The sequence below is a fragment of the Mucilaginibacter sp. genome (genome assembly GCF_041088075.1).
Classification (GTDB): domain Bacteria; phylum Bacteroidota; class Bacteroidia; order Sphingobacteriales; family Sphingobacteriaceae; genus Mucilaginibacter_A.
Genome location: NZ_JBGCVY010000014.1, coordinates 74,244 through 87,212, shown reverse-complemented (window position 1 = coordinate 87,212; position 12,969 = coordinate 74,244). Strand labels below are relative to the sequence as shown.

Genomic DNA, 12,969 nt, shown 5'->3' with positions numbered 1-12,969 from the left:
CAATTAACCTCTTTTTTTAATCTGAAAAAATAGCTTTACTTCTATTAAAACCCGTACAGCATGATGCTTAAAGCTTTAATTACTAATGCGTTGATGCTGCTCCTGTTTAAAAGCACAACTTTTGCATTATGGCAACCTGTTGGAGGGCCAGCATTGCAGCATGATGTAGATTCTATAAACAAACTGGCTTATAATTACCGTTTAAAGGATCCTGAACAAACTATTAAATATGCAACAACAGCATTTAATCTGTCTAAAAAATTAAACTATTTAAACGGCCAGGGAGAAGCATGCCGTGTAATAGGGATTGGACAATCCTATTTAAGTAAATACGATGAAGCTTTGGATAAATATTTAGAAGCGATTTCGTATTTTGAACAAAACAATAATCTTAAAGGGATAGGCAAAGTTTACAACAATATTGGTAATCTTTATTCACCTAATGATTATAACAAAGCTTTAGAGTATTACAACAAATCCCTTTTGGTTGCAAAAAAGTTTAATGCTAAACCGGAAATTGCATCATTATATGTAAACATTGGCCTTATTCAAAGTAAGAAAAAAAAATTTAAGTCAGCTTTAGAAAAATTTCAAATTAGTATGAATTTGTTCCAGCAATTAGGTAATCAGGAATTAATCATCCAATGCCTGCAGGATATGGGAGAAGCTTATAATGGTTTAAAACAATACCAAAGTGCAGAAAACGTACTTAATGAGGCGCTTACAAAAGCAAAGGTGAGAGATATGAACTATACAATTGCCAGCATAGAATTAGCTTTGACAAACGTATATCTTAACCAAAATAAATTTGAGCAGGCAAAAGAAGCATTAAAAAATGGTCTTGAATATGCTAAATCCTTAAACAATAGGGATTTACAAAATGATTATAATTATGCGTTTTACCAGTTAGAATACAAAAGGAAAAATTACCAAGCCGCATTAGGTTATCTCAAACAAAATTATACGCAAGACAGTGCTTATTACCGTCAATCATTTTCTAACAGGATTACCCTTGCTTCGGATCTGTTTGACCAGTTGGAAAACAGGACGAAAAACGAACGTATTATCGCCCGGCAAAAATATGCAACTACGTTATTTTGGGCGAGCACAACGGTGGCAGCTTTGTTATTTGCCCTGGTTTTTTTACTGGTGATCAACGTTAAAAGAACAAATAAAAACAACAAGGAACTCACCCGGTTGAACCAGGAAGTTTCCAGAAAAAAAGAAGACTTGGACCGCGTCAATCATAATTTAGAAAATATTATCGAAGCGCGGACACAGGATTTAAAGGTCAAAAACAAACGCCTTTCTGATTATTCCTTGCATTTATCACACGAAATCCGCGGCCCGATCGCTACTTTAAAAGGCATCGTTTACATTCAGGAAAACAACCTGATCAACAAGGATGAATGTATTGAATTGATAAAAAAATGTGTTTTTAATATTGATGACGAAATCATCAGCATGAGTAAAATGTTGAACGAAAGCGTTGAGCCAAACCCGAAAGAATAAATTTAGGCAGATAAAAGAAGCATTGCTGCGCTAACTCAGCTTAGGATTTTTAATTTTGCATTTCAACTAAGAGGAGAACGTTTTGGAATATTTACAAGGGCTAAACCCTTCGCAACGGGCAGCGGTAGAATGTGTAAAAGGGCCGGTGATGATTATTGCTGGTGCCGGTTCGGGCAAAACACGCGTGATTACATATCGGGTGGCGCACCTAATCCGCAAAGGTGTTGATGCTTTTAACATTTTGGTTTTAACTTTTACCAACAAAGCCGCGCGAGAAATGCGCGACCGGATTGTAGCCGTAGTTGGCACAGAAGCAAAAAATATTTGGATGGGCACTTTCCATTCCGTGTTTGCCAAATTGCTGCGTGTTGAGGCTGATAAAATCGGTTATCCTTCCAACTTCACCATTTACGATACCGACGACAGCAAGAGTTTGCTGCGTGCCATTTTGAAAGAAATGAACCTGGACGATAAGCTGTACAGTGCCAACTTCGTTTATAACCGTATTTCTGCTGCCAAAAACAATTTGATTTCGTGGCAGGAATACCAGCAGAACGACCAGATCCAGGCGGATGATTTTTCGGGCGGCCGCGGACAATTGGGCAAAATTTACGAAACGTATGCAGTTCGTTGTTTCCGCGCCGGCGCGATGGATTTTGACGATCTGCTTTTCAAAACCAACGAACTTCTCAAGAAAAACCCGGAAGTACTGTACAAATACCAAAACAAGTTTAAATATTTGATGGTGGACGAGTATCAGGACACCAATTATTCGCAATACCTGATCGTGAAAAAATTGGCCGCCATCAACGAAAATATTTGTGTGGTTGGCGATGACGCACAAAGTATTTATGCTTTTCGCGGCGCCAACATCCAGAACATTTTAAACTTTGAAAAAGATTATCCGGATTTAAATGTTTTCAAACTGGAGCAAAACTACCGATCAACCCAAAACATTGTAAACGTTGCCAACAGCATCATCGCCAATAACAAAGACCAGCTTAAAAAAACAGTTTATTCGGAGAAAGAGCATGGCGATAAAATAAAAGTGATGCGTGCCTTCAGCGATAACGAAGAAGGCAAAATGGTTGCCGAAGCCATCCATCAGGAACACGCGGGCAAAGGTTTACGCTGGAAAGATTTTGCCATTTTATATCGAACCAACGCACAATCGAGGGCAATGGAAGAAGCATTGCGTAAGCTCAATATTCCTTACAAAATTTATGGCGGTTTGTCTTTTTATCAGCGTAAAGAAATCAAGGATCTAATTGCTTATTTCCGCATGACTTATAATCCGCACGATGAAGCCGCTTTAAAACGCGTCATCAATTACCCTAAAAGAGGCATCGGCGATACCACGATTGACCGTTTAATTGTAAGCGCCAACCAGCATCAGGTGAGTTTATGGGAAGCATTGACCGAGCCGGGCAAATATCTGGACGGCAAAACGGCTTCTACCGTAAACAATTTTGTAACGATGATCCAAAGTTTTCAGGTCATCACCCAAACCATGACGGCTTACGATGCGGCTTTGCATATCGCCCAACATTCAGGTTTGTTGAAGGATTTGTATGAAGATAAATCGGTAGAAGGTTTAAACCGCCACGAAAATATCCAGGAATTGTTGAACGGTATCAAAGAGTTTTCGGAACGGGAAGACATCGAAGAAAAAACGCTGGATGTATTTTTGCAGGACATTGCCTTGCTCACCAACGACGATAACGACAAAAATACCAATGCAGATACGGTTTCGATGATGACGATACATTCTTCAAAAGGGTTGGAATTTCCGCATGTTTTTGTAGTTGGGTTGGAAGAAAACCTTTTTCCTTCGCAATTATCGTTAAATTCGAGAACAGATTTAGAGGAAGAACGCCGCTTGTTTTACGTTGGCGTAACGCGTACAGAACATAAACTGACTTTAAGTTACGCAACTTCGCGGTTTAAATTTGGCACGTTGATCAATTGTGAACCAAGCCGGTTTTTAGATGAAATAGATGCCAAATTCCTGGAACTGGATTACAGTGCTAAACCGGCAGGAAGCGGCAATCCGTTTTTTGATGACGAGCAATCTTCCGGTCGGAATAAAGATGCTTTCTCCAAACCAAAACCGGCTACTACAAGCGTTAAAACCACTTCTGTTTTGGCCAAAGCACATGTGCCAACGCCGGGTTTCGCGCCTTCTGACATGAACAAACTGCAAGTTGGCATGGAAGTGGAGCACGAGCGTTTTGGTTTCGGCAAAGTCATCAACCTGGAGGGCAACAAACCTGATATAAAAGCAACAATATTTTTTAAAGAGCTTGGCCAAAAGCAATTGTTGCTTAAATTTGCCAAACTTCGCATTGTAGAATAGCTTCTTTTATACTATTTAAAGTATATTCACGCTTTAAATACAAATCCTTCCGTATAAAAGAAGGTAATTACCTGTTTAATATTGAAACATGAATTTTGATTATAATACTTCCCGCAACAAATTAATTCTTTCTGAGTACGGCCGCAACGTGCAGAACATGGTTAAATACATTGTTGCGCTGCCCACCAAGGAAGAACGCAACCGATACGCGCAGGTGGTGATTGATTTGATGGGGTTTTTAAACCCGCACTTGCGCGATGTTGCCGATTTTAAGCACAAATTGTGGGATCACCTCAACATCATTTCCGATTTTAAGATTGATGTGGATTCGCCTTATCCGAAACCTACGCCGGAAATGATCCACTTTAAACCGGCGCCTTTAAAATATCCTCAGGACAAAATCAGCTTTAAACATTATGGCAAAACGATTGAACTGATGATCGAAAAAGCCAAAACAATTGAAGACGAACCGCGCCGGAAACACATGGTTCAGGCCATTGCCAACTTTATGAAAATGGCTTACGTAACCTGGAACAAGGATTCTGTTGCCGATGAAACCATTTTAAATGATCTAAAAATTTTATCAAGAGGTGCCTTGCAGTTGGAAGAAAACATCAACCTAAACCGGGTGGAATACCGTACGCCGGTTGCGCAAAATACAAATCGTCCGCGCGGCGGAACCAACAACAACCAAAACAACAAAGGCCGCCAAAATAACAACAACAATCCGCGGCACGCGCAAAACAACAACAACCGAAACCGAACCAACAATAATAATCCCGGCAGAAAATTCTGATGCTTCTTTTACCGGGCAAAAATTAACCTATGAGCGCATTTGAAATTTGGGGCGGCAAACCCTTAAAGGGAGAAATTATACCCCAAGGTGCCAAAAACGAAGCTTTACAAGTGATTTCGGCCGTGCTGTTGACGGAAGAAAAAGTTACGATCAGCAACATCCCAAATATTGTTGATGTGAATAAACTGATCGAGCTTTTGGGTGATATGGGTGTTAAAGTGAAACAAACTGCGCCTGATACTTACGTTTTTCAAGCCGATGACATCAACCAGGATTTTTTTAAATCGGATGCTTTTAAACAAAAAGGCGGAAGTTTAAGAGGTTCCATCATGATTGTTGGCCCGCTTTTGGCACGGTTTGGAAAAGCCTCCATCCCAAAACCTGGTGGCGATAAAATTGGCCGCCGACGTTTAGACACGCATTTTTTAGGCTTTGAAAAATTAGGTGCCCGTTTTGAATACAGTGCCAGCGACGAGTTTTTTGACGTAGATGCCACCAATTTGCAAGGAACGGATATTTTGTTGGAAGAAGCATCCGTAACCGGAACGGCAAACGTGGTGATGGCCGCCGTTTTAGCGAAAGGAACCACGACGATTTACAATGCTGCTTGCGAACCTTATTTGCAGCAACTCTGCAAAATGCTAAATCGCATGGGCGCAAAAATCTCCGGTATCAAATCCAATCTGTTAACGATCGAAGGCGTGGAACAATTAGGCGGAACAGAACATCGCTTGCTGCCGGATATGATCGAAATTGGTTCTTTTATCGGACTGGCTGCCATGACGGAATCAGAAATCACGATCAAAAATGTGCAGTTTGAAGAATTGGGCATTATCCCGAATACTTTTTCCCGTTTAGGCATTCAATTTGAATTGCGCGGAGACGATATTTACATTCCCGCACAAGAACATTACGAAATTGATACTTTTATTGATGGTTCCATCCTCACCATTGCCGATGCGCCCTGGCCGGGTTTTACGCCCGATTTGCTCAGTATTGTTTTGGTGATTGCTACGCAAGCCAAAGGTTCAGTTTTGATCCATCAAAAAATGTTTGAAAGCCGTTTGTTTTTTGTGGATAAACTGATTGACATGGGCGCGCAAATTATTCTTTGCGATCCGCACCGTGCCACCGTAATTGGCTTGGATAAAAAAGTGCAGTTACGCGGCATCGAAATGACTTCCCCGGATATTCGCGCCGGTGTTTCTTTGCTGATTGCGGCTTTATCTGCAAAAGGCAAATCGGTTATCAGCAATATCGAACAGATAGAACGCGGTTACCAGCACATTGATAAACGCCTGATTGCTTTGGGCGCCGATATCAAACGCATTTAAAACACACCAATTTTTAGGTGGTAAAAGAAGCATTGTTCTGAAAAAACAATTTCAATCAATTACACAACACTGATTTTTAGGTGGTAAAAGAAGCATTATCCGTGAAAGGGCGATGCTTCTTTTATCGGCATAAATTCTGTATGACTAAGCCGAAATCGCATTGATAATATCATACTGCGTAATGATCTTGAACTTGCCGTTTTCAGCTTCCACCAAAACCGCTGTGTTATCTTTGTTAATTAAGGAAGAAATTTTATCAATCGAAGTATTCAAATCCACAAAAGGGAAAGGCGTGGTCAAAATATCTTTAACTGGATGCGATTTTAAAGCCGGATTTTCCAGCAGCGCATCCAAAATATCGCTTTCGGTAATTTTGCCGATGATCATTTCGTGCTGCGTAACCGGGATTTGAGAAATATTTAAAGCTTTGATCGTGTTGATCGCTTTTAAAATACTTTCTTCACTGTCAATCGTTACAATTTCCTGTCCGGCCTGCTTGCCGATGATGCTTCGTGCCGTCAGCTTTTCGTCTTTCAAAAACCCGCGTTCGCGCAGCCAGTCTTCGTTATACATTTTGCCCATGTAGCGCGAACCATGATCCGGAAAAATAATCACCACCACATCGCCTTCTTGAAAACGGTCTTTCATTTGCAGCAAACCAGCCACCGCAGAACCGGCAGAATTTCCTGCAAAAATGCCTTCTTTACGGGCAATTTCCCGCGTCATCAGCGCGGCGTCTTTATCGCTTACCTTTTCAAAATGATCGATCACATCGAAGTTGACGTTCTTCGGCAAAAAATCTTCTCCAATACCTTCAGTGATGTATGGATAAATTTCGTTCTTGTCCAAAATCCCGGTTTCCTTGTATTTTTTAAAAACGGATCCGTAAGTATCAATCCCTAAAACCTGGATGGCCGGGTTTTTCTCTTTCAAATATTTTCCCGCGCCCGAAATCGTGCCGCCTGTTCCGGCGCCAACAATTAAATGGGTTATTTTCCCTTCGGTTTGTTCCCAAATTTCCGGCCCGGTTTGCTCGTAGTTGGCTTGCGTATTGGATGGGTTATCGTACTGGTTTGGCTTCCAGGAATTCGGAACTTCGCGTTCCAAACGCGTTGAAACGGAGTAGTAAGAACGCGGATCTTCCGGGTCAACATTCGTCGGGCAAACAATCACTTCGGCACCAAAAGCCCGCAGCGCATCCACTTTTTCTTTTGATTGTTTATCCGTGGTGGTAAAAATACATTTGTAGCCTTTGATCACGGCCGCAATGGCCAAACCCATCCCGGTATTGCCCGAAGTTCCTTCAATAATCGTCCCTCCCGGTTTCAGCTTTCCGTTTTTTTCGGCATCTTCAATCATTTTCAAAGCCATCCGGTCTTTAATGGAATTACCTGGATTGGTCGTTTCGATTTTGGCCAAAACCGTTGCTTTGATGTCTTTCGGGATGACGTTCAATTTCACCAGCGGCGTGTTACCGATGGTTTCGAGGATATTATTGTACCACATATTTTTGTTATTGTTATAAACTGTTTAGGAATTAACGTAGGTGGCGTTTTTAGCACTAAAGTTCATTCGAATCACGCCAATCATATCAAAAATTTAATCTTCGGTTCAGACTTCTTTTATGTCGTCAAGATGCCGTTAATTGTAATTTAGTTTTTGTTGTATCCAAATTGTCCTCTTGTTAATAACACTTCTTTCCAATAAGATTCACGGTTAATTATGATGTTATCATCTATTCTCATAGAACGATATTCTAATAAACTAAATCTGAAATTTTGTCTTGCGTAATCAATTCCATTCTTTGAAATAATTTTTGTTAGTTCATCATTAAAACCATGTCCTGTTCCAATATAAACAGCCCATCTTGACCAAATGCCAAAATCACCGTATGCTGAACCAACATATTTTTTTCCGTTAGATTTGTCAACGATAACGTAAACACCTTTTACATTTTCCAAAGCGCCTTTCCAGTCATTTTTTTGATATTTGAAAACAGTTTCTAAATCTGGAAAGTCAAGATGTATATTTTCGTAACCAGGGAAATTAATACCGTCAAAAGGTTTTTTAAGAATTTCTGAAACAACAAAATCTTTATAATAACTTTCAAGTAAATATGAACGTCCACGCATTCCTTGATAACGGAAAAAGTCAATTACTAGTCGTCCAATTAACTCTTTATGTAAATCAACTAATTCCAGTTCATAACCAACTTTAGTGTCAGCGTAATTTTCAAGCCTTTTCACAACTCTAAAAATTCCACCAAATAACCACTTATTGGGTTCATGATAAAATTGAATTAAACTGAAAATGTATTGTCGATTGAAGTCGTTTTTATTTCGCCGCCACTCGTTCCAGCCAACCCACTTGTCCCAACCTTGCAAATACACGTTCAAAGGTTGTTCGTGTCCGCTCTTACAGGCAAGATGCAATTTGTAAAGTTGCAATTCGCCGTTATTAAGTTTTAAAATATTTTCTGTTTTAATTGTCATTCGTTACTGTCGTATTGGTATCGCCTGACTTCTAACTTTTGTATCACTTCGATGCTTCTTTTATGCACCTAAAATCAGCAAACAAATTTAGGATACTTGGCTGATGCTGTTGTAATGATTTAAGAAATAAGCGGAGTTTTTAAAAATGCAAATGCTTAACCGTAAGCCCGTGGTTAATGAGTTGTTTTAACGAATCAATGCCAACCCGCAAATGCGTTTCTACAAATTTTTCGGTTACGTTGGAATCACTTTCGGCCGTTTTTACACCTTCCGGAATCATGGGCTGATCGGAAACCAGCAACAAAGCGCCAGTTGGGATTTTATTGGCAAAACCGGTGATGAAAATAGTGGCTGTTTCCATATCAACCGCCATGGTGCGGATGCTTTTTAAATATTTTTTGAAGCTTTTATCATGTTCCCAAACCCGGCGGTTGGTGGTATAAACTGTACCGGTCCAGTAATCGCGGGAGTGGTCTCGGATGGTTGTGGAAATGGCTTTTTGTAAAGCAAATGCCGGCAAAGCTGGAACTTCCGAAGGCAGATAATCGTTGGATGTTCCTTCGCCGCGGATGGCCGCAATTGGCAAAATCAAATCGCCAACGTTGTTATTTTTTTTCAAACCGCCACATTTACCTAAAAAAATAACCGCTTTTGGGTGGATGGCCGTCAGCAAATCCATTACGGTAGCAGCCAAAGCACTGCCCATTCCAAAATTGATAATGGTGATGCCATCGGCGGTAACGCTTTGCATCGGTTTATCCAGACCCATAATGGGTGCATTGTTATGCCATTCGGAAAAAAGCTGTAAGTATTTAGAAAAATTGGTGAGGATGACGTATTCTTTAAAATCGTCCAGTGGCCGGCCGGTGTAGCGCGGCAGCCAATTTGCAACAATGGCTTCTTTTGTTTTAAGGCCTGATTTTACCGGGCTTTGAACTTCTTTTATTTTGTTGGATTGCTTTACAATTTCTGCGTCTTTCTTTACGTCTTTTTCTTCGTTCATAATGATGCTTCTTTTATCACCTAAAAATAAATGTACAAAAAAACCCCGGCTTTAAAAGGCCGGGGCTTTTGTTATGCTGCTTTCAGCTTTTTCAAATCTGATTTTTCAAATTTCTCCCTGGCGTAGTTCAGCGTAATGTCCAAGTGTTTTTGATGCTCTTTTTGCGAGGGAATTTCAAACATGGCATCAATCATAATCGCTTCACAAATGGAACGCAAACCTCTCGCACCAAGCTTAAATTCCATGGCTTTATCCACCACGTAATCCAAAACTTCCTGATCGAAATGCAGTTTCACATCTTCGTATTCAAACAGTTTGTTATATTGTTTGATGAGCGAGTTCTTAGGCTCGGTCAGGATCATCAGCATCGCTTCCCGATCCAACGGTTTCAAATAAGTGAGCACCGGCAAACGGCCAATCAGTTCCGGAATCAACCCAAAAGCTTTTAAATCCTGCGGGGAAACGTACTTGTACAAGTTCTTCAGGTCAACTTCCTGGTCTTCGGCTTTCAACTTGTAACCAACAGTTTGGGTACGCATCCGGTTGGCAATCTTTTTTTCGATGCCATCAAAAGCGCCACCGCAGATAAACAAAATGTTGCTGGTGTTTACCGTAATCATTTTTTGGTCGGGATGTTTACGGCCACCTTGCGGCGGAACGTTCACCATCGTGCCTTCCAAAATTTTAAGCAATGCTTGCTGCACACCTTCCCCGGAAACATCACGCGTGATGGAAGGGTTATCGCTTTTGCGGGCAATTTTATCTACTTCATCAATGTAAACAATGCCGCGTTCGGCCAAAGTAACATCGTAATCGGCAGCTTGCAGCAGGCGCGTTAAAATACTTTCCACGTCTTCGCCAACGTAACCGGCTTCTGTTAAAACCGTAGCATCGCAAATGCAAAAAGGCACGTTCAAAACTTTGGCAATGGTTTTGGCCAGTAAGGTTTTTCCGGTTCCGGTTTCGCCAACTAAAATAATGTTCGATTTTTCGATGTCAACTTCGTCTTTGCCTATTTTCTGGTTCAGCCTTTTGTAGTGGTTATAAACCGCAACCGATAAAACCTTTTTGGCATCGTCCTGACCGATCACATATTGATCAAGATGCGCTTTAATTTCGGCCGGTTTTAAAATAGCAGACGAAGTTTGCAACGGCGATTTTACTTTGCGCAATTTCAATTCTTCAGCCAAAATATCGTTGGCCTGGTTAACGCATTTATCGCAAATATGAGCGTCCAGTCCGGCAATTAGCATTAACGAATCCTGTTTACCGGCACCACAAAATGAACATTTGATATCTTTGCTGGTTTTGCTCATGGCTTTTCTGAGTTATTTATCGGCTTTATTACTACGCAATATTTCATCAACCATTCCAAATTCTTTGGCTTCGTCTGATGACATCCAGTAATCACGGTCTGATGATTTTTCTACCCAGTCATACGATTGCCCGGAGTGTTTAGCAATTATATCGTATAATTCTTTTTTTAGTTTCAACATTTCACGCAGGTTGATTTCCATATCCGAAGCAACACCTTGTGCGCCACCGGATGGCTGGTGGATCATGACACGAGAATGCGGCAACACGGCACGTTTGCCATTAGTACCAGCGCAAAGCAAAACGGCAGCCATGGAAGCAGCCATACCGGTACAAATGGTGGCCACATCGTTGGAAATAAATTGCATGGTATCATAAATACCTAAACCTGCATAAACGGATCCGCCAGGGGAATTAATGTAAATCTGGATATCCCTTTTTGCATCGGTAGATTGCAGGAAAAGCAATTGCGCCTGGATGATGTTGGCATTTTGATCCATTACCGCATCGCCTAAAAAGATGATCCGGTCCATCATCAAACGCGAAAACACGTCCATTTGGGCTACGTTTAGCTGGCGTTCCTCAATAATATATGGCGTCATCGCAGTTGGCAGATTGGCTTTTTCTACGCCTGCTATAAATTTATCTACATAAATGCCATTTAAACGGTGGTGTTTAACGGCATACTTTCTGAACTCATTTTTATCTATTTGCATATCTCTATAAAAAAACAATGGTTATCCAATTGCTTATAAAACCGGATAACCATTAACTTTAATATTTGTTAAAGATTATTCCAGTTTTTTAAACTGATTATTATCTATTTCTTTTTTATCTAAAGTAACAACTGTTTTTAGGTAATCAAAAACTTTCAGTGCTTTTACTTCTTCAAAAATCTTGTTGGCGTTGTCTTTGTTTTGTAAAAATTGTACGGTGTATTGGCCTAACTGCTCTTCGTCCAAAGCTTGCTGGCTGTACATTTTAAACTGTGCATCCAAGCGTTGCTTTGCGGTCTGGAACACATCTTCGTATTTAATTTCGATGTGGTGGTCTTTAACAATCTTGTTTTCGATCAGCGTCCATTTCAGGTTTTTGGCAAAATCGTTGTAGCCTTCTTCCAGTTCCTGGTCGCTCAATTTTTCGTTGGTTGCTTTCAGCCATCTTTTCAAAAACTCATTCGGCAGCTCGAAGTTTACTTTTTGTGTAACGTATTGATACAAATCGTCTTGCAGTTTGCGTTCTGCGTCCTGCTGCATCATCGCTTCCAGTTCTTCGGTGATTTTTGTCCTGAAATCTTCTTCGGAATGAACCACATTCGGCCCGAAAACTTTATCAAAAAACTCCTGGTTTAAATCAGATTCTTCCAAACGGTTTACATTTTTTACCGTTAATTGAAAGTTTGATTTTAAATCCGCTGCTGTTTCTTCGTCAATTTTCAACAAACCGGCAATTTTCGCTGTATCGTTTCCAAATGCTTTGTTTAGGTCTATCGTTACCACATCGCCTTTTTTCAGGCCAAGCAAAGAACTTTTTACTGCTTCGTCCATAATCTGGTCTAAACGAACCGAAGCCGTATTGGTTATGCCACCTTCAAAAACAGAACCATCCGGCGAAAGCTGCTTCAATTCGGAATACAACACATCATCATCTGCCGATACGTCAGGGTTTGTCATCTTTCCATAGCTTCTGCGGATATTTTTAATGCGCGATTGCAGCGTTTCGTCATCAATTTTAATGACATAATGCGGAACGTGATCGGCAGCAGAAAAATCTAAAGAAAATTCGGGCGCCAAGCCCATTTCGTAGTTAAACTCGTAATCTTCGGTAAAATCCCAGTTGAATTGCTTGTCGTCGTCCGCTTTTGGCAAGGGCTGGCCCAACACTTCCAATTGGTTTTCGGTGATGTAATTATTTAAAGAATCGGAAAGCAGATGGTTGATTTCGTCAACCAAAATACTTTTGCCATACATTTTTTTGATGTGTGCCGCCGGAACCATGCCCGGGCGAAAACCCGGCAGCTTTGCTTTTTTTGCCTGGTCTTTGATCGCTTTTTCAACGCGCGCCTGATAATCTTCCTGATTGATTTTGATGGTTAAAACAGCGTTTAGATCATCTATTTTTTCCTGGGTGATATTCATTGTTTTTTAACTGTTTTTACGTGA

General features: G+C 40.6%; 10 protein-coding genes. 4 read left to right on the top strand and 6 right to left on the bottom strand.

The window, feature by feature from the left end:
- Positions 1-60: 60 nt before the first annotated feature.
- The 4 genes from V5804_RS02405 to murA all read left to right on the top strand — a co-directional run bounded on the left by V5804_RS02405 (position 61) and on the right by murA (position 5,998).
- The gene (locus V5804_RS02405; RefSeq protein ID WP_369589772.1) at positions 61-1,512 is read left to right on the top strand and encodes a tetratricopeptide repeat protein; all 1,452 of its coding nucleotides are present in this window, start codon (positions 61-63) and stop codon (positions 1,510-1,512) included.
- An 82-nt stretch (positions 1,513-1,594) separates the two neighbouring features.
- Entirely contained in the window at positions 1,595-3,868 is a 2,274-nt protein-coding gene (locus V5804_RS02400; protein ID WP_369589771.1) for an ATP-dependent helicase, read from the top strand.
- A gap of 88 nt (positions 3,869-3,956) precedes the next feature.
- On the top strand, positions 3,957-4,664 hold the full coding sequence (locus V5804_RS02395) for a DUF4290 domain-containing protein (protein ID WP_369589770.1): 708 nt from the start codon (positions 3,957-3,959) through the stop codon (positions 4,662-4,664).
- Positions 4,665-4,693: 29 nt separating this feature from the next.
- The gene (gene murA, locus V5804_RS02390) at positions 4,694-5,998 is read left to right on the top strand and encodes a UDP-N-acetylglucosamine 1-carboxyvinyltransferase (protein ID WP_369589769.1); all 1,305 of its coding nucleotides are present in this window, start codon (positions 4,694-4,696) and stop codon (positions 5,996-5,998) included.
- A gap of 144 nt (positions 5,999-6,142) precedes the next feature.
- Here murA and V5804_RS02385 read toward each other — a convergent pair whose 3' ends face one another.
- The 6 genes from V5804_RS02385 to tig all read right to left on the bottom strand — a co-directional run bounded on the left by V5804_RS02385 (position 6,143) and on the right by tig (position 12,945).
- On the bottom strand, positions 6,143-7,504 hold the full coding sequence (locus V5804_RS02385) for a pyridoxal-phosphate dependent enzyme (RefSeq protein ID WP_369589768.1): 1,362 nt from the start codon (positions 7,502-7,504) through the stop codon (positions 6,143-6,145).
- 146 nt (positions 7,505-7,650) lie between these two features.
- Positions 7,651-8,490 (bottom strand): GIY-YIG nuclease family protein, encoded by an 840-nt coding sequence (locus V5804_RS02380; protein ID WP_369589767.1) that lies wholly within the window; start codon positions 8,488-8,490, stop codon positions 7,651-7,653.
- Between the two features lie 139 nt (positions 8,491-8,629).
- The gene (locus V5804_RS02375; RefSeq protein WP_369589766.1) at positions 8,630-9,493 is read right to left on the bottom strand and encodes an AMP nucleosidase; all 864 of its coding nucleotides are present in this window, start codon (positions 9,491-9,493) and stop codon (positions 8,630-8,632) included.
- A 71-nt stretch (positions 9,494-9,564) separates the two neighbouring features.
- A complete protein-coding gene (gene clpX, locus V5804_RS02370; protein ID WP_369589765.1) occupies positions 9,565-10,809 on the bottom strand; it encodes an ATP-dependent Clp protease ATP-binding subunit ClpX in 1,245 nt (414 codons plus the stop codon).
- A gap of 12 nt (positions 10,810-10,821) precedes the next feature.
- Positions 10,822-11,523: an ATP-dependent Clp endopeptidase proteolytic subunit ClpP gene (clpP, locus tag V5804_RS02365; RefSeq protein WP_369589764.1), complete on the bottom strand. Its 702-nt coding sequence runs from the start codon at positions 11,521-11,523 to the stop codon at positions 10,822-10,824.
- A 75-nt stretch (positions 11,524-11,598) separates the two neighbouring features.
- On the bottom strand, positions 11,599-12,945 hold the full coding sequence (gene tig, locus V5804_RS02360) for a trigger factor (RefSeq protein WP_369589763.1): 1,347 nt from the start codon (positions 12,943-12,945) through the stop codon (positions 11,599-11,601).
- Positions 12,946-12,969 lie beyond the last annotated feature (24 nt).

Bases quoted from the DNA above. Each gene is read 5' to 3' on its own strand.
- V5804_RS02380 (WP_369589767.1), bottom strand. From the start codon at position 8,490: ATGACAATTAAAACAGAAAATATTTTAAAACTTAATAACGGCGAATTG.
- clpP (WP_369589764.1), bottom strand. From the start codon at position 11,523: ATGCAAATAGATAAAAATGAGTTCAGAAAGTATGCCGTTAAACACCAC.
- V5804_RS02375 (WP_369589766.1), bottom strand. From the start codon at position 9,493: ATGAACGAAGAAAAAGACGTAAAGAAAGACGCAGAAATTGTAAAGCAA.
- tig (WP_369589763.1), bottom strand. From the start codon at position 12,945: ATGAATATCACCCAGGAAAAAATAGATGATCTAAACGCTGTTTTAACC.
- V5804_RS02385 (WP_369589768.1), bottom strand. From the start codon at position 7,504: ATGTGGTACAATAATATCCTCGAAACCATCGGTAACACGCCGCTGGTG.
- V5804_RS02405 (WP_369589772.1), top strand. From the start codon at position 61: ATGATGCTTAAAGCTTTAATTACTAATGCGTTGATGCTGCTCCTGTTT.
- clpX (WP_369589765.1), bottom strand. From the start codon at position 10,809: ATGAGCAAAACCAGCAAAGATATCAAATGTTCATTTTGTGGTGCCGGT.
- V5804_RS02395 (WP_369589770.1), top strand. From the start codon at position 3,957: ATGAATTTTGATTATAATACTTCCCGCAACAAATTAATTCTTTCTGAG.
- murA (WP_369589769.1), top strand. From the start codon at position 4,694: ATGAGCGCATTTGAAATTTGGGGCGGCAAACCCTTAAAGGGAGAAATT.